At 61.5% G+C, this 16499-nt stretch carries 14 protein-coding genes and 1 pseudogene; 6 read left to right on the forward strand and 9 right to left on the reverse strand.

Annotated elements, in window-relative coordinates:
- Positions 1-135: 135 nt before the first annotated feature.
- Positions 136-1158: a LacI family DNA-binding transcriptional regulator gene (locus ACR9ZN_RS00680; protein ID WP_454818671.1), complete on the forward strand. Its 1023-nt coding sequence runs from the start codon at positions 136-138 to the stop codon at positions 1156-1158.
- Positions 1159-1190: 32 nt separating this feature from the next.
- Here the strand turns inward: ACR9ZN_RS00680 and ACR9ZN_RS00685 are convergent, their stop codons facing one another.
- From ACR9ZN_RS00685 to ACR9ZN_RS00705, 5 genes are all read right to left on the reverse strand, one after another.
- The gene (locus tag ACR9ZN_RS00685; RefSeq protein ID WP_454818669.1) at positions 1191-2072 is read right to left on the reverse strand and encodes a dihydrodipicolinate synthase family protein; all 882 of its coding nucleotides are present in this window, start codon (positions 2070-2072) and stop codon (positions 1191-1193) included.
- 28 nt (positions 2073-2100) lie between these two features.
- Positions 2101-3720: an ABC transporter ATP-binding protein gene (locus tag ACR9ZN_RS00690; RefSeq protein ID WP_454818667.1), complete on the reverse strand. Its 1620-nt coding sequence runs from the start codon at positions 3718-3720 to the stop codon at positions 2101-2103.
- Positions 3713-4636, reverse strand: coding sequence for an ABC transporter permease (locus ACR9ZN_RS00695; protein WP_454818665.1), 924 nt, complete (start codon positions 4634-4636; stop codon positions 3713-3715). The genes ACR9ZN_RS00690 and ACR9ZN_RS00695 overlap by 8 nt, the downstream gene beginning before the upstream one ends.
- Positions 4637-4647: 11 nt before the next feature.
- Positions 4648-5562, reverse strand: a complete 915-nt coding sequence (locus tag ACR9ZN_RS00700) for an ABC transporter permease (protein WP_454818663.1) — start codon at positions 5560-5562, stop codon at positions 4648-4650.
- 86 nt (positions 5563-5648) lie between these two features.
- Positions 5649-7118 carry an ABC transporter substrate-binding protein gene (locus ACR9ZN_RS00705; RefSeq protein WP_454819353.1) on the reverse strand — a complete coding sequence of 490 codons (1470 nt, stop codon included), beginning with the start codon at positions 7116-7118 and terminating at the stop codon, positions 5649-5651.
- A 261-nt stretch (positions 7119-7379) separates the two neighbouring features.
- On the opposite strand from ACR9ZN_RS00705, the gene ACR9ZN_RS00710 reads away from it, so the two are divergent.
- From ACR9ZN_RS00710 to ACR9ZN_RS00720, 3 genes are read left to right on the forward strand one after another with little or no spacing between them, the layout of a single operon-like run.
- Complete coding sequence (locus tag ACR9ZN_RS00710; RefSeq protein ID WP_454818661.1) at positions 7380-8576, forward strand: sialidase family protein; 1197 nt, start codon at positions 7380-7382, stop codon at positions 8574-8576.
- On the forward strand, positions 8573-9529 hold the full coding sequence (gene pdxA / locus ACR9ZN_RS00715) for a 4-hydroxythreonine-4-phosphate dehydrogenase PdxA (protein ID WP_481271035.1): 957 nt from the start codon (positions 8573-8575) through the stop codon (positions 9527-9529). Before ACR9ZN_RS00710 ends, pdxA begins: the two co-directional genes overlap by 4 nt.
- A gap of 3 nt (positions 9530-9532) precedes the next feature.
- Entirely contained in the window at positions 9533-10651 is a 1119-nt protein-coding gene (locus ACR9ZN_RS00720) for an iron-containing alcohol dehydrogenase (RefSeq protein WP_481271036.1), read from the forward strand.
- Positions 10652-10714: 63 nt separating this feature from the next.
- Here the strand turns inward: ACR9ZN_RS00720 and ACR9ZN_RS00725 are convergent, their stop codons facing one another.
- Both ACR9ZN_RS00725 and ACR9ZN_RS00730 read right to left on the reverse strand, forming a co-directional pair.
- The gene (locus ACR9ZN_RS00725; RefSeq protein WP_454818655.1) at positions 10715-11416 is read right to left on the reverse strand and encodes a FadR/GntR family transcriptional regulator; all 702 of its coding nucleotides are present in this window, start codon (positions 11414-11416) and stop codon (positions 10715-10717) included.
- A 3-nt stretch (positions 11417-11419) separates the two neighbouring features.
- Positions 11420-12445, reverse strand: coding sequence for a four-carbon acid sugar kinase family protein (locus ACR9ZN_RS00730; RefSeq protein ID WP_481271038.1), 1026 nt, complete (start codon positions 12443-12445; stop codon positions 11420-11422).
- 154 nt (positions 12446-12599) lie between these two features.
- Between ACR9ZN_RS00730 and ACR9ZN_RS00735 the strand changes: the two genes are divergently transcribed.
- Together ACR9ZN_RS00735 and ACR9ZN_RS00740 are read left to right on the forward strand one after the other, a co-directional pair.
- A complete protein-coding gene (locus ACR9ZN_RS00735) occupies positions 12600-12875 on the forward strand; it encodes a hypothetical protein (protein ID WP_481271039.1) in 276 nt (91 codons plus the stop codon).
- A gap of 452 nt (positions 12876-13327) precedes the next feature.
- Positions 13328-14447 (forward strand): annotated as a pseudogene (locus ACR9ZN_RS00740) (IS3 family transposase).
- 94 nt (positions 14448-14541) lie between these two features.
- Here ACR9ZN_RS00740 and ACR9ZN_RS00745 read toward each other — a convergent pair.
- Positions 14542-15255 carry a response regulator transcription factor gene (locus ACR9ZN_RS00745; protein WP_454818649.1) on the reverse strand — a complete coding sequence of 238 codons (714 nt, stop codon included), beginning with the start codon at positions 15253-15255 and terminating at the stop codon, positions 14542-14544.
- Positions 15256-15549: 294 nt separating this feature from the next.
- Positions 15550-16494 carry an electron transfer flavoprotein subunit alpha/FixB family protein gene (locus ACR9ZN_RS00750; protein ID WP_481271040.1) on the reverse strand — a complete coding sequence of 315 codons (945 nt, stop codon included), beginning with the start codon at positions 16492-16494 and terminating at the stop codon, positions 15550-15552.
- Positions 16495-16499: the final 5 nt, after the last annotated feature.

The following is a 16499-nucleotide window of genomic DNA, read 5'->3' on the forward strand; positions in this document are numbered from 1 at the left end:
AAACAGGTGGATAAGTCACCATTGTCAATGTCCCCGGCATCGGGCCGGCTTGCGTCCTTGCTATAAAAAATCCATCATTTTCCATCAGAATCACCAAGGGCGGCCTTCGCGCCGCATTCGGAAGGCAAGTATAAATTGCGTGCCACCCTGTCAGACGTTGCACGAGAGGCCGGTTTCTCGTCGGCGACGGTCGATCGCGTCCTGAACGGGCGCCCCGGTGTGCGCGGCCGGACCCGCGAGATCATTCTCGAAACGGCCCAGCGCCTTGGCTATGTGCTCGACGATGATACGGCACAGGATGTGGGAAACGAGCGCAGCCTGCGCCTCGATTTCGTGCTGCCCTCCCATTCCAATGCCTTCATGCGCAAGCTGTGCGAGCAGATCGCCGAGCAGGCGGCCTATCGCGCCGGCGTCGACGCGCGGATCCACACAGTCGACGACTTCACACCGGAAAGGCTCGCCCGGGCGCTCTACGGCCTGCAGGGCGAAACGAACGGCGTCGGGGTTATCGCGCTGGATCATCCCACTGTCCGCGAGGCAATCCGATCGCTGGCGGCGACAGGTATCAAGATCGTGACGATCGTTTCCGACATCCAATCCGTGCCACGCGTGGCCTATGTCGGCATCGACAACCGGGCAGCGGGCCGCCTGGCCGGCTATCTCGCCGGCCGTTTCATGGGCGCCGGCAGAACGGGCAAGGTGGGGCTATTGGCCGGGTCGCTGTCCTATCGCGGCCATGAGGAGCGCGAGATGGGTTTTCGCCATATCCTCGCCGAGGAGAATCCGGGGCTGCACATCGTCGAGCTTCGCGAAATGGGTGACGACAACGAACGCGCCTATGCGGAGACGAAGGCCCTGCTGCAACGCCATCCCGACCTTGCCGCGATCTACAATATCGGTGCCGGCATCCCCGGCATCGCCCGGGCGCTGAAAGAATGTGGCCGGGCTCACTCGGTCGTTTTCGTCGGCCATGAGGTTACCGAGGACACCAAGCCGTTGCTGCTCGACGGCACGCTCGATGCCGTCATCGATCAGAACCCGCGGGTGGAGGCGCGCGAGGCGCTGAACACGCTCATCCACTCTCTGCGGGATCAGCCGATCATTGCCCATCCGCCACGCCTGCAAGTGGTGTTCAAGGAGAACATTCCGGAGATCTGAGAGGGGCGGTGCAACCAGGAAAGCCGGACAAATCAGCGCATGCCATAGTGGCGAAGGAGGTTGGCGATTTGCGCATCCTGCTCGTCATTGGGCAGCAACGCTGGCTGCCGGCTGGCGCCAACCGACGCGTCCTGCAAATAGAGAGCGCGCTTGACCATGGCAGGGGCAAACCCAAAGGCGTAGAGCTCCGTGCGAAAAGCCGCGAAAATAGCCTGCTGTCTTTCCGCCTCCGCAACGTTGCCGGAATTGAAGGCACTCAAAATGCCGGCCAGGACATGCGGCATCGCATTGCCCAGGCCCGATATGCAGCCGGCCGCCCCATTCTGGAGTGCCCATAGCACCAGATGATCGGGCCCGGAATAGACTTGGAATCCGTCGATTTCCCTGCCGACTTGAAGATAGGCTTCCAATGTCTCCTTCGCGCCACCCGAATCCTTGATACCGGCAATATTGCCGTGGCGGGCCAGGGTTCGAGCGGTTTGGGGCTCGATGTGGTTCTGCGTGCGCGCCGGAATGTCGTAGAGGTAGACCGGCGTCTGCACGGCATCGGCGACGGTCGAGAAATGGCGAATGAGGCCGTCCTGCGTGCAGGCGATGAAGAATGGTGTGATCACGGCGATGCCGTCGACGCCGATGCGGTCGAATTGGTGCGCCAGCTTTATGGTTTCGAAGGTTGCCGGCATGCCGGCATTGACGATCACCTTGACGCGGCCGTCAACCTCGTCGACCACCTCTTCGGTCAATTGGACCTTTTCCTCGAAGGTGAGCGCCGTGAAATCGCCGTTGGTGCCGGCGCACATGATGTTGTTGCCGGCCTCGACCTGGCGGCGAACCTGGGCGCGCGTCGCCCGATAGTTGATGGTCTCGTCCTCGTTGAAGCAAGTCACGAGGGCCACGAAGGCTTGTCTGGACATGGATCTTCCTCTGAATCGAGCCAGCTTCTCAGGAGGCGGTCCGAAGGCGTGCGGCGCGATGGGCCGCCTGCGTGTCGGGATCGGGATCGAGTGCCGCGGCAAGAAGGGCGCGGGTGTAGGCCTGGCTCGGTGTTTCAAACACCTCGCGCACCGTGCCGAGTTCCACGATGGTCCCCTTGTGCATGACCATGACGTGGTCGGCAAAGTCGCGCACCACCGGCAGATCGTGGGCAATGAAGATAAAGGCGATCCCCATCTGCCGGCGCAATCTGTCGAGCAGTGCGATGACCTGGGCCTGCACCGACACGTCGAGGGCCGACACGGCCTCGTCGCAAACGATGAGTTGGGGTTCGAGTGCAAGGGCTCTGGCGATGGCGATGCGCTGGCGCTGGCCGCCAGAGAACTGGTGGGGATATCGGCCCATATGCTCGGGACCAAGCCCCACCTGCATCAAGAGTTCGGCAACGCGCTCGCGCCATCTTGCCTTGGGCAGGATGTCGGGATGGATGACCCAAGCTTCGGAAATGAGCTGGTAGACGCTCATGCGCGGATTGAGCGACTGCGTGGGATCCTGGAACACCATTTGCAGGTCACGGCGCAGCTTGTAGAGGTCGGCAGGCGACATCGTGAAAAGATCTCGGCCCTTCCACAGGGCGCTGCCGCTGTCCGGTTCGTCGAGACGCAGAAGAATGCGGGCGAGTGTTGACTTACCCGAGCCGCTCTCACCGACGACGGCCATCGTCTCGCCCGGCATGAGATCGAAGGAAACGCCCTTCAAGGCTTCGAAGGCACCATAGCGCTTGCGCACGTCGCGCACCGAAAGAACGGGCTCGCCGCGGGCTGGCGATTCGTGCATCCGGCCTTTGCCGGGCGCCGCGGCGATGAGCTTCCGGGTGTAGGGGTGCTGAGGGTTCTTGTAGACTTGGCGAACTGTCCCGGCCTCGACCAGTTCGCCCTTTTCCATCACCACGACCCGGTCTGCGATTTCTGCGACGACGCCGAGATCGTGCGTGATGATCAGGATGGCCATTCCGGTTTCCTGCTGCAACTCCTCGAGCAGGGCCAGGACTTCGGCCTGAACCGTGACGTCGAGCGCCGTGGTCGGCTCGTCGGCAATCAGGAGGTCGGGCCGGAGTGCGAGCGCCATGGCGATCATCACGCGCTGACGTTGGCCGCCCGAGAATTCATGCGGGTATTTGCCGAGCGCGAATTCCGGTTCCGGGATGCCGACACGCGTCAGCAGGCGTAGCGTCTCGGCCTGGGCCGAGCCGGCATCGGTGCCATGGGTGGTGAGCGCTTCGCGGATCTGCCAGCCGACCGTGTAGACCGGATTGAGATGGCTGAGAGGGTCCTGAAAGATCATGGCGATGCGGCGACCGTTAACCTCTCGCCGTTCCTGCGCCGGCATTTTCAGCAGGTCGACACCATCGAGCAGGATCTCTCCGGACGTGATACGCCCGGGCGGCATGTCGATCAGGTTCATGATGGCGGAAGAGGAGACAGACTTGCCCGAGCCGCTCTCGCCGAGGATCGCCAGCGTCTCACCGCGGTCGAGATGGTAGGAGACGTCGCGAACCGCCTTTACCGCCCCCATGACCGTATGGAACTCGACCGAGAGATTGCGAACTTCCAGGAGAGGGTCAGCCATTCTTGCGAGCCTTCATTTCCAGGCGCCAGCGTTGCGCCGGATCGAGCGCGATGCGCAGCCAGTTCGACAGGAGGTTCAGCGACAGGGTCGTCAGCATGATTGCAAGACCGGGCCAGAAGGACAGCCACCAGGCATTGGTCAAATATTGCCGGCCCTGCGAGATCATCAGGCCCCAGGTAATTTCCGGCGGCTGAATGCCGATGCCGAGGAAGGACAGCGCGCTTTCGGCCAGCATCACATAGGCAAAATCCAGCGTAGCCAGCGTGGTCAGCGTCGGCAGCACGACCGGCAGGATATGCCGAAAGAGGATGCGCGTCCTGGACGCTCCCATCACCCGCGCGGCCTGCACGAACATGCGCTCCCGGATCTCGAGTACTTCGGCCCGGGTGGTTCTGAGGTAGACCGGAATGCGGGTGATCGCCAACACCAGCATCAGGTTCAGGATCGACGAGCCGAGAATATAGAGCACGATCACGGCGATCAGCAGCGACGGGAAGGACATGATGACGTCCGCGAGCCGCATGATCACCTGGTTCATGCGGGGCGTGGAGAAGCCGGCGACAAGCCCGAGCACGGTACCGACACCGGCCGACAGGGCGACGGCGCCGGCGGCCACCAATAGGGTGTTCTGCGTGGCGACGACGATACGCGCCAATAGCGGGCGGCCGAGAGCATCGGCGCCCATCCACCATACCCAGCCGCGTTCCCAGTCAAAGGGCGCGGCATTGCGCCCTCGCAGGTTCTGCTTAGTGGCCAATTCGCCGAGCCAGCCCGGTCCTATGATGGCGAGGATCACGAACACCAGCAGCAGGATGGCGGCGCAAAGAGCGAACTTGTCGGCCAGCAACATGCGGGCCATGCGCGCGGCGAAGGGCGGTTCGGCGGCAATGGCGGTATCGGCCGTGGGGTGGGTCATGAGCGCTGTCCTCAATGACGGATCCGCGGATCGAGCAGCGCGTAGGCAAAATCGATCAGGAGGTTCATGAGAAAGATCGCCAGCGCCGTGACCAGGATTGCCGCCAGCACGACATTGAAGTCACGCTGCAGAATGGAATCGATCATCAGTTTGCCGATTCCCGGGAAGCCGAAAATGGTCTCGACGATAACGGCACCGTTGAGCAGGCTCGCGGCCTGGTCGCCGATCACGGTGATGATCGGGAGCATGGCGTTGCGCAGGGCATGGATGAAGATGATCGGTCCGGATTTGACGCCCTTGGCCCGGGCCGTCTTCACATAGGCTGAGGAGAGTGCGCCGATCATCGATCCGCGCACCACCTGCACGATGATGCCGAACGGACGGATGAACAATACGCAGATCGGCAAGATCCAGTGGAGGGGAGAACCCGTGCCCGAAGTCGGCAACCAGGCCAGGTTTACGGAAAACACGACGATCGCCACGATCGCAACCCAGAAATCGGGAATCGATGCACCGATCAGGGAGATGAGGGAGGAGAGCCGGTCGAAAAAGCCGCCGATGCGGGAGGCGGCCAGCGATCCAACGACGATGGCGGCACTGGCGACCAGCGTCATCGTGATGGCGGCAAGCCAGAAAGTCCAAACGAAGGCCTCGAGCACGACGTCCAGGGCAGGGCGCGCCTTGCGCAGGGACTCGCCGAAATCACCGACCGCCACGTCACCTACATAGCGAATGAACTGGACCAGCAGAGGATCGTTCAATCCATGCAGCTGGCGGAACTGCTCCTTCATTTCAGCCGAGGCCTCGACTGGAAGGAACAGGGCGGCCGGATCGCCCGTCAGACGCGACAGGAAGAAGACCATGACGATCAGTCCGACCAGGGAGATCAAACTGGCCATGGCGCGTTTTTGAATGAAGCTCAGCATGGCGTCCTCAAGGAGGCAGGCGGCAGGATGACCCATCGCCTCGATTGCTGTTGCGACCGGCAAGCCTGTCGTTCGAGCGGACCAGTCTACTTGATCTTGATCTCGGAGAGCTGGAGCATGGAGTTGGTCGCCATGGTCGGCTTGTAGTCCAGGCGCTCGGAAACGCGCGAAAAGCCGACCATGTGGAACAGCAGCACGTCGGCGACGACGTCGTCATGCAGATAGGCGAACAGCTGCGACCACAGCTTGGCCCGCTCGTCGCCGACTGCGGCGGAAGCCTGCTTGATCATGTCGTCGACCTTCGGATCGGAAAAGCCGGACTGGGTGCCGTTGGTCGCGTATTTGAAGAACATCGAGAAGGAAGGGTCGCCTTTGGCATTGTCGTGCATGGCGGCGACGATCTGGGGACCGCGGCCTTCCTTAAAAGGCTTGGAATAATACTGCTCGTGCTCGGCGACCTCGACGAACTTGAGGTCGACCTTGAAACCGACATCCTGCAATTGTGCCTGGATGGCCTCCATGATCTCGGTGACATTGGGAAAGTTCGCGGTGCGGGCGATGATGGTGATCGGCGTGTCGAGGTTGACGCCATCGGCCTTGGCTTGTGCCAGCAGTTTCTTGGCGCCGTCCGGGTCGTAGGCAAAGACCTTGACGTTCGGATTCCAGCCAAGGGTCGGCGGCGGGACGATCGCGGTGGCGAGCAGAGCATCCTTGGGAACCAGCGTGCCGAGGAAGGCCTGCCGGTCGATCGCCAGATTGAGCGCGCGGCGGATGCGGACATCGTTCAGCGGCGCGATATTGTGATCGATGCGCAGATAGACCGTTTCGCTGTCGAGATAGGAGAAATCCGTCGCCGGATTGGTGGCGTCGAGCTGTGAGATCGAAGGCGACAGATCGGCTTCGCCGGTCTGGACCATGGCGGCACGTACAGAGGGATCGGCGCGGAACAGGTACGTGGCCTGCGTGACCTCCGGCTTCGCGCCCCAGTAGTCCTCGCGGCCGGTGAGGACAATCTGCTGGCCCGGCGTCCAATTGGTCAATTTATAGGGACCCGTGCCGACCGGCTCGCGCACGAATTCGAGCGGTGTCTCCTCGGGCACGATGGTGACGAGAGACATCAGCAGCGGCAGGATCGGTTGGGCCGGATCGGCCTTGAAATCGATGGTGTAGTCATCGACGATGGCGGGGGTCACTGTCATGCCACCGAAATAGCGACGCGATTCACAGGCGTTCTTGTCGCTCATGATGCGATCGAAGCTGTGCTTGACGTCCTTGGCATCAAAGGTCGTGCCGTCGGAGAATTTGACGCCATGGCGCAGATGAAAGCGCCAGCTGCCATCGGCGTTCTGCTCCCATTTTTCGGCGAGGCGCGGCATAAGGCCCTTGTGGTTGCGGAGATCGAGCTCGGTGAGTGTCTCGCTCACATTCTGCATGATGACACGCCCGATATTGGAGCGGGTTGCCATGCAAGGCTCCAGCAGGTCCGCCTCCTCAGCCAGTACGATCTTGATTGGCCCGGATCCGGCGAAGGCGGGCGAGAGGGCCGGGCCCAGCATCAGCGCCCCCAAGACAAGCAATTTCTTCACGGCATTCCTCCCTCCGACGTCCTTTCGCCGGTTGCCCAAACCATCTCCTTTTCCCACAAATTTGTCAATTTATTTCATGATGTAAATTCATAAGAGACAGATTTGAAAATTTTATGATTTAAAATCAACTAGTTATTTTAAAAATATAAAAATATCGAACTACTTCGTAACATACAAAAACTTGACAACTTTGTGGTTTTGGCGATGGTAGATGCATATGGGAGGGAATGGATGGACCCCGAGGAAATAGCCCGGAACATGAACGGCCGGCTTCAACACGCATCGCCAGGGCGCCAGGAGACCTTGCTGCCTTCGCCCATGATTCAGAATCATGCCGCCTATCTGCACCTGCTTGGCGATGGCACCCTCATATGCGCCTGGTTCGGTGGCACGCTGGAAGGCAAATCGGATATCTCGATTTTCGCCTCCGTGTTGCCGAGAGGGGCGTCGAACTGGGGCTCGCCGCAGCGACTGAGCTTCGACCCCGCCCATTCGGAGCAAAATCCCGTGCTCTTCACGGCTCCGGACGGAAGGCTGTGGCTCTTCCATACCTCCCAGCCTTCGGGCAATCAGGATGAATGTAGGATCCGCATGGCGGAAGTCCGGCGCGATGCCTCCCAGCCGCTCACGCTCTCGGCCGAGGAGGGGCGCTATCTCGATCTGCCACGCGGTTGTTTCGTGCGGGCGCCGATGACGGTGCGCGATGATGGAGCCTGGCTGCTGCCCATCTTTCGTTGCATCCAACGGTCCGGGCAGAAATGGAACGGCAGCCATGACACGGCAGCCCTTGGCATCAGTCGCGATCAGGGCAGAACCTGGCGCCTTGAAGACCTCGGGCAGTCGATCGGCTGCGTGCACATGTCGCCGGTCTGGCTGAGCGAACGGCGTTTGGTCGCCTTCTTTCGCCGGCGGCAGGCGGACTGGGTCTACAGGACGCAGAGCACGGACGCAGGCATGTCCTGGTCCGTGCCCGAGGCGACCGACGTACCGAACAACAATTCCTCCATCGCAGCGACACGCCTGAGCGATGGCAGGATTGCCATGATCTGCAATCCCGTGAGCGCGGCGCAGTCGGCGGATCGGCGTGCCTCGCTCTATGATGAGCTTGGTGAAGAGGATCGACGTCCCGATGCCGATCCCGCCGGCGGCTGCACGCCGATCTGGGGCGTGCCGCGGGCACCGGTAAGCCTATGCCTGTCGGACGACGGCGGCGAGACTTTTCCGGTTCGTCTTGCCATCGAAGATGGGCCCGGTACGTGTCTTTCCAATGACTCGACCGACGGGCGCAACAAGGAAATGTCCTATCCCTGGCTGTTGGCGGAGCCTGACGGTACCATGCATCTGGCCTACACCTATCATCGGCGTGCCATCAAATATGTCCGGTTGGCCTCAGGCTGGGACGAGGCTGCCGTTCGGAGTCCTTCATGAGCAATATCATCGGCATAACCATGGGCGACCCCTGCGGCGTCGGCCCCGAAATTTCGATCCGCGCGCTCGCCGGCATGTCTGCCCAGGAGCGCGAGACGATCCGCATCTACGGCAATCTACCCACGCTGGAGGCTGCGCGAGCGGCCCTCGGCCTCGATGTCGACCTTGCCCCCCATGTCGTGGATCTGCCGGTCGAGGGGGCGCCGCTGCCCTGGGGGAAGCTGAATCCGGTTGCCGGCGATGCCGCCTTCCGCTTCATCGAGAAGGCGGTGCGCGATGCCGAAGCCGGCGTGATCGGTTGCATCGTCACCGCACCGATCAGCAAGGAGGCCCTGAACCTGGCTGGCCATCACTATGACGGGCATACCGGCATGCTGCGCAGCCTGACGGGATCGCAGGCGGCCTACATGCTGCTCGCCTCCGAGCGGTTGAAGGTCATTCACGTCTCGACGCATGTGTCGCTGCAGGAGGCTATCCGTCGTTCCACCACCGAGCGCGTGCTGGCAACCATCCGCGCCGGCGACGCGCACCTCAAGCGCATCGGGTATGCCGCACCCAAAATCGCGGTGGCCGGCATCAACCCTCATTGCGGGGAGAACGGCCTGTTCGGCACCGAGGATGATGACCAGATCGCGCCGGCGGTCAGGGCGGCTCGCGCCGAGGGCATCGATGCCCATGGCCCTATTTCCGCCGATACCGTGTTCCACCGCGCCTATTCGGGTGTGTTCGATCTGGTCGTTGCCCAATATCACGATCAGGGGCACATTCCGGTCAAGCTCGTCGCCTTCGACACGGCCGTGAACGTTTCGGTGGAGCTGCCGATCGACCGCACTTCCGTCGATCACGGTACGGCCTTCGACATCGCCGGCAAGGGCATTGCCAATCACGGCAACATGATTTCGGCCATTGCCTACGCCCGCAAGCTGGTGTCTGGCGCGGCCAGGCGGGGATGACGCATGACCATCGCTCCAATCACTCTTCATCAGCCCCGCCGCCTCGCTGTCGGTGCCGGCACGGTCGCTGAGGTCGGCAACTGGGCCGGCGATGCCAGGTCAGTCCTGGTGATCGCGACACCGATCACGGCGGGCTTTGCCGATCGTCTGAAACTGCCCGGCCGCGTCACTGTGTTCGATGCCATCCTCGGCGAGCCTGATACGAAAACACTGGATGCTGCTCTCGAAGCCGCGCGTCGCAGCAAGCCGGACCTGATCGTCGGTCTTGGAGGCGGTTCGGTTCTCGACGTCGCCAAGCTGGTGGCCGCGCTCTGGGATTCACAGCAGACACTTGTCGATGTCGCCGGGCCGAACCGGGTGGCAGGCCGCCGCACGCGCCTCGCGCAGGTTGCCACCACCGCCGGCACCGGCTCGGAGGCTGGTATTCGTTCGTTGATCACTAATCCTGGCAAAGGTAACAAGATTGCGGTCGAAAGCCCGCATATGCTCGCTGATCTCGCCGTGCTTGATCCGGAGCTGACCTATTCCGTGCCGCCGGCGGTGACGGCGGCAACCGGTGTCGATGCCATGGCCCATTGCGTCGAAGCGTTCACCAATCGGCGGGCCCATCCGATGATCGACGGCTTTGCCCGCATGGGCTTCCAACTCGTCGGCAAATATCTCGCGCGCGCCGTCAGGGATGGTGGCGACACGGAAGCGCGGGAGGGGGTGATGCTCGGCTCCTATTATGGCGGCATCTGCCTTGGGCCGGTGAACACCGCCGCCGGGCATGCCATCGCCTATCCGCTTGGCACGCGGCTCGGCCTGCCCCATGGCTTGGCGAACGCCATCATCTTCCCGCACGTGCTGGCCTTCAACCAGCCGGCAGTTGCGGGCAAGACGGCCGAGGTGGCGCATGCGCTGGGATTTGGACAGGATCTTTCCAGCGCCGAATTGGTCGAGGCCGCCTGTGATTTCTGCCGGGGCCTCGGCATCGACATGTCGCTTGCAGCCAACGGTGCGAAGAAGGACGACCTGCCACTCTATGCGAGCGAGGCGCATGCGAACCGCCGCCTGATGGATAACAATCCGATCGATATGAGCGTTGATGACGTGCTCGGAATCTACCAGGCGGCCCTTTAGGCAGGCTGCTGCATCGAGCCAGATAACAAACCCCGGCTCTGCCGGGGTTTTCATTTCAACGGCTTACTTGCTCGCCTGGAACAATCGATCCCGGGACCCGGTAAGATGGTCATGCATGAGCTGTCTCGCCTTCACCCCATCGCGGGCGGCGATCGCTTCGGCGATGGCCTCATGCTCGGCAAAAACCCGCGTGAGGCCGGTAGCCTCGCGTTTGACCGAAGCGCCGTGAAACCGCATGCCGACGGCGATGTGGTCCTTCAGGGCTTCCATGGCGGTGAAGAAATAGCTGTTCTGCGCCGCTCGCGCGATGGCGAGATGGAACTGGAAATCCGCGTCTTCCCGATGGGATTGCCGGTTGGTGGCATCGCGCATGAGTTCCAGAGCCTGGCGAATGGCGGCCAGATTGGCAGCATCGTGGCGTTCCGCCGCCGCGGCCGTCGCGGCTGGCTCCACAGTGAGCCTGAACTCATAACAGTTCAGCAGATCGGCGACGTTTTCCAGTTGTCCGAAACCGAGCGGCTCCCGCATGCCGACCGCGCGGACGAAGCTCCCCGCCCCCCGCCGCGAATAGATGAAGCCCTGCTCGCGAAGCCGGCGCAGCGCCTCCCGGATGATCGGGCGCGAAACCTCGAATTCGATGGCCAGATCATGTTCGGTCGGCAGGCGCTCGTCCGGCTTGTATGCACCGGACTTGATGGCACGATGCATGCGCTCGAAGACGAGATCGCCGAGGCTCCTGCGCGCTGTTCCGTCTTGCAAACCCATTTGTCATCCCGTCCTGCGGAGAATCTGGCCGGCGATCCTGCTCAGCGCATCCGGCTGCCCGAACCCCCCCGATTTTGCAATGATGCAATGACCCTGAGCATGGGCCAAGCCCAGCCCCGGCAGGCATTCGCCCAGAAGCCGAAAACGCCTGACCTCCATTTTTTTCAGCACGGCCTGCGCCGTTTCTCCGCCTGACAGAAGCAGTGTCGATGCCTTCGCAAGGCCCGAAAATATACTCTGCGCGAGCGCATGAGAGACCTCCTGCGAGGTCGCGGCCTCCTCGCCCGGCACCGCCTGCACGAGGGTGATGGCGTTGCCGTCGACGATGGGGCCTGCCAGACGGCCATTGGGCGCCGGCAAATAATGTGGATCGAAGGCAGCCTTGAGCGCATCGACCTGGGCGAGGGTGATTGGATCGCGAGATCCAATCACGAACAGGGCGGGTCCATCCGCAATCTCGACCATACTGCCGGTGGCGTGCCCGCTGAGGCGTTCGGCAAGCGCTTCCGCCAGGCCTCGCGCGCCGATCAGCAGATCGACGCCGGCCTCTTCCGATCGGGCGAGCCAGGCGCGCATCTCGTTTTGATCCGACATGTCCGGAATTGTGGCACGCGTTGCATGCGAGCCGAGCGCCTCGGCAAGGGAAATCGGTGCGTCCACGCCGAACCCTTGCACGCATCCGCCCTTCACCATCCGCCCGAAATCAGGGATTGCCGGCGCCATCAACGCGGTTCGGAAGGGGAGGACGTCGAGTTCGGCCTCCACATGCCCCTTAAGGCGCGAGTCCACTTTCTTGAACAGGCGGGCCCCGGTTGGCAGGGCTGCCATTGCAGCGGCGGTCAAACGCTGCGCCGCTGCGGCGGTCAATTCGCGTGAGCCGACATTGATCGAAAGCACGTCCGGCTCTTCCCGGACGGCGTCTTGAATGGCATCAACAGCCAACACCACCTGCGCAAGCATGCCCCGTGCTGCGAATGGCGCGGCGGTGTCCAATGCGCCCGTTAAATCGTCGGCAAGAATGGCCAACATCGCGTTTCTCAAATTGTTGTTATCTTTTGTTCATTATTTAACGTTGAAATGTCAATGTTTTTTGTAAAAATATTACAAATATATCCGGGGACAGATACTCAAAGGAACCGGTAGGGGCCCCGGTTCAGCTGGCGGCGGGACACGGATCAAGGCGGTGAACAACAAGGACCGCAACTTCACACACAGGTCGCTCGAAAAGTTTATCGAGGAAGCCGACGAGAGGCTCTCCGATTATATGAAACGGCTCGACGAGCGTGACGCGGACGAAGACAGCGCTGGCGGCGATGGTAGCGGCTCCGGCCGTGGCGACAGCAAGCTGGCGGAAAGTCCGCAGCCATCAGGGACAAGCGAGACCGGCACAAGGCGTTGCCGGAAGAGGCGGATCGGTTCTGTTGCGAACTCTCCGGTGATTTTGGTCTGGAATGAGTAGGCTGCCGTCTTGGGAGGCGGCTTGATGTTCAAGGGCCGTCATTTCGACCGATCGGTGACCCTGGGGTCTCGTAAAATCACGGAGCGGAACTATCCGGCAGGTGACCGTGCTCAGCAACTGCGGGCATGACCGTTGAACTGCACTACAAAGGTCAATCGCTCGCTACCGCACGACAATCCGAAGTTTGTACATCCGTGGGGGTGAGGACGGCGCGATAATAGGTAGGTATACAGTTGAAGCAACCGACGGGAGAGGAGTAGTATTGGCGTATTCATCAATGCCGGCATACGAAGAAATTACGCTGCAGTATGAAATAATAATCTAGGATTATCGGAAGTAAGTACTGCTATTACGCGACGGTATATCTGCAATGATCGCAAGTAATGATTTGACGTTGCCCTTTTGACCTAATCCAGTTTGAAGTTCGCTCTGGCCTGTCATGAGGACAGAGCATGAAGTGCATCCGCTTTTCGGAAGACCAGATCATAGGGATCTTGAAGGAGCACGAGGCTGGCGTCTCGGTCGCGGATCTGTGCCGCAAGCATGGGGTCAGCGACGCCAGCATCTACAAATGGAAAGCCAAATTCGACGGGATGGAGGTATCCGAGGCCAAGCGACTGCGGTCGCTGGAGGACGTCGCAACAAACTCCGGAGGAGTTTGTGCTGTGAACGCCAAACTCAAGCGGATGTTGGCCGAGGCGATGCTCGACAATGTCGCGCTGAAGGACCTTTTGGGAAGGAAGTGGTGACGCCCGCTGCGGAGCGGAAAGCTGTCGCTCATCTCATCAGCGTGCATGGGATGAGCGCACGGCGGGCGTGTAAAGCCATCGGTTCTTGCCGCATGACGATGCGATACAAGACGACACGGGCCGATGACGCCGCCCTGCGCAACCGGATGAAGGCCATCGCCCATGAACGCCGGCGTTTTGGCTATCCCCTGGCCGTCAGGCGATTGCTTGCAATTGCCGTAAGGCGGCGGGTCCATGTGCTGCTCAAACGAGAGGGCTTCGTGGTCAATCACAAGCGCCTGTTCCGGATCTACCGCGAGGAACGGCTGACCGTGCGTCGTCGCGGCGGTCGCAAGCGGGCGATCTGAACTCGGGCGCCGATGATGGTCCCGTTGCGGCCGAATGACCGCTGGTCGCTCGACTTCGTGTCCGATCAGCTGACGGACGGCCGCCGCTTGCGCATTCTCGCCGTGGTCGACGACTGCACCCGAGAGTGCCTGGCGCTGGTGGCCGACACCTCACTCTGCGGCCTGCGGGTCGCGCGCGCTCGCTCACCTTATCGACGCACGCGGAAAGTAGACGACTACGCGATGAGTTTTTGAACGAGACCCTATTCTCGACATTGCAGCAGGCCCGGGTCGCCCTGGCCACATGGAGGGAGGACTATAACGGGGCACGCCCACATTCGAAGCTCAGTTGGCAGACGCCGGCCGCGTTTGCCGCAACCTTCCATCCGCGCTGGGATCTGGCGCTGCGCTCTGCCAATGGCTCCGCGTCAGTTCCCGTCGCTCACACCGCCCAGAAGGGCCACTCCAACCACCGGGGCGAACTCAGAGCAGGATAAAACTTGGGGGCAACGTCATGGGATCTTGATCGTCGCTGTCCGAAAAGGCGAGTAGAAAACAGCGATGATCGTCAATAGAATCAAGCATCTACGTTTAATCTGGAAAGAAAAATCCACGGCCGCGGATAGCATGTAGGGGCAAATGCATGTTCGCCTTCTTGGCTCTTTGACGCAGGCGGCTCACGATGGTGTCAAGGTTTCCGTAGTCAAAGTCGTAGATGTTTGCGCCCATTGCCTCGACGAGCGCACTCCGCTCGACAGTGTTGCCGCGCTCACGGAACAAGCGCGCCAGAAGGTGTCGCTCGGAGACGGTCAGACGTAGACGGTGGCCCAGGCCGTCGGCGAGTGTCCAGCCTCCTTCCACTAGGGCCCATTGGGGAGTATGGAGGGAGGGCAAATTGATATACCTATTTACACGGTTGTTGAGCGCCACCACTGTTGCAGCCAGTTCTCGGACATCAATGGGTTTGACGAGGCAGAAATCTGCACCTTTCTGAAAGCTGGCGACTCTGTCCTCTATTGCTCCCCGGCCGGTCGCCATAATGATTCCGACCGATTGCGAGGACCGCAAATGAGCAGCGATAGACAGACCGTCTTCACCGCTCAAGCCAATATCGATGATCACGATCTGCGATGGCTTGGCCGCATAAGCTCTATACAGGGCTTCAGCATTGTGAAATCCGTGTATGTTTAGGCCCAATCTGGAAAGGCCCGCTACCATTTCTTCGCGGAAATCCTCGTCATCATCAACAAGATAAACGAGGGGGATGAACGCCCTACCGCTTTGCTCAGACTCTTTTTCGAACATCTACTACCCCCATAGAGCACACGCCCGTAAAATCTATTTTGCGCGACCGCAGCTTTGCCTGCTCCAGTCAGCGATGCCGCAAGCCTCCATCACCGCAGTCAACGGCGCCTGGGGCACAAAGAATGGGGAACCCGTTCGCGCTTGAGAATTTTTCGGAAGTCAGCCGCTCCACAGGCATCAACTCAGCACATGTGGAACACACTCTTCGCCAGGTTCACGTCGATCGTGATTCCTTTCTCGTGGACGTTTCCCTCATGCTGGAGAGGCGCTGGAGTTAGACCTAGTTGTCACGGCCTATCCTCCTCTCTCGCATTCGAGAGCCTTCTTGAGTTCCGGCAGGGCGGTGTAGAGGTCCGCCACCAGGCCATAATCGGCGACCTGGAAGATCGGGGCCTCTTCGTCCTTGTTGATGGCGACGATCACCTTGGAATCCTTCATGCCGGCCAGATGCTGGATGGCGCCGGAGATGCCGACGGCGATGTAGAGGTCGGGAGCGACCACCTTGCCGGTCTGGCCGACCTGCCAGTCGTTGGGGGCATAACCCGCATCGACCGCGGCGCGCGAGGCACCCATGGCGGCGCCGAGCTTGTCGGCCACCGGCTCGATATAGGTGGCGAAGTTCTCGCGGTTGGCCATGGCCCGGCCGCCCGAGATGATGATCTTGGCCGAGGCCAGTTCCGGACGGTCGGACTTGGCCAGTTCCTCGCCCTTGAAGGTCGAGAGGCCGGGATCGGCCGCGGCCGCCGCCGGCTCCACCGCCGCCGAGCCGCCCTCGCCCGTCGCGGCGAAGGAGGCGGTGCGCACGGTGATCACCTTCTTGGCGTCGGCCGAGGTCACGGTCTGGATGGCGTTGCCGGCATAAACAGGCCGCTCGAACGTATCGGGCGAGATGACCTTGACGATGTCGGAGATCTGCATGACGTCGAGCAAGGCGGCAACGCGCGGCAGCACGTTCTTCCAGGCCGCGGTCGAGGGCGCGACGATGGCGTCATAGCCGCCGGCCAGGCTGACGATCAGGGCGGCCGTCGGCTCGGCCAGGCGATGCTCATAGGCCGCATCGGCCACCAGGACCTTTTCGACGCCCTGGAGCTTGGCAGCAGCCTCGGCGGCAGCCTGGGCGTTGGCGCCGGCCACCAGCACATGCACCGGGCCACCGAGCTCGATGGCCGCGGTGAGGGCGCGGTTGGTGACGTCCTTGAGGCCGGTGGCGTCGATTTCTGCGATGAGAAGAGTGGTCATGATAT

This window comes from Labrys sp. HAY1-8F (assembly GCF_056754975.1).

Bases quoted from the DNA above. Each gene is read 5' to 3' on its own strand.
- pdxA (WP_481271035.1), top strand. From the start codon at position 8,573: ATGAGCAATATCATCGGCATAACCATGGGCGACCCCTGCGGCGTCGGC.
- ACR9ZN_RS00685 (WP_454818669.1), bottom strand. From the start codon at position 2,072: ATGTCCAGACAAGCCTTCGTGGCCCTCGTGACTTGCTTCAACGAGGAC.
- ACR9ZN_RS00690 (WP_454818667.1), bottom strand. From the start codon at position 3,720: ATGGCTGACCCTCTCCTGGAAGTTCGCAATCTCTCGGTCGAGTTCCAT.
- ACR9ZN_RS00745 (WP_454818649.1), bottom strand. From the start codon at position 15,255: ATGTTCGAAAAAGAGTCTGAGCAAAGCGGTAGGGCGTTCATCCCCCTC.
- ACR9ZN_RS00705 (WP_454819353.1), bottom strand. From the start codon at position 7,118: ATGCTGGGCCCGGCCCTCTCGCCCGCCTTCGCCGGATCCGGGCCAATC.
- ACR9ZN_RS00730 (WP_481271038.1), bottom strand. From the start codon at position 12,445: ATGTTGGCCATTCTTGCCGACGATTTAACGGGCGCATTGGACACCGCC.
- ACR9ZN_RS00695 (WP_454818665.1), bottom strand. From the start codon at position 4,636: ATGACCCACCCCACGGCCGATACCGCCATTGCCGCCGAACCGCCCTTC.
- ACR9ZN_RS00750 (WP_481271040.1), bottom strand. From the start codon at position 16,494: ATGACCACTCTTCTCATCGCAGAAATCGACGCCACCGGCCTCAAGGAC.
- ACR9ZN_RS00700 (WP_454818663.1), bottom strand. From the start codon at position 5,562: ATGCTGAGCTTCATTCAAAAACGCGCCATGGCCAGTTTGATCTCCCTG.
- ACR9ZN_RS00725 (WP_454818655.1), bottom strand. From the start codon at position 11,416: ATGGGTTTGCAAGACGGAACAGCGCGCAGGAGCCTCGGCGATCTCGTC.
- ACR9ZN_RS00710 (WP_454818661.1), top strand. From the start codon at position 7,380: ATGGACCCCGAGGAAATAGCCCGGAACATGAACGGCCGGCTTCAACAC.
- ACR9ZN_RS00720 (WP_481271036.1), top strand. From the start codon at position 9,533: ATGACCATCGCTCCAATCACTCTTCATCAGCCCCGCCGCCTCGCTGTC.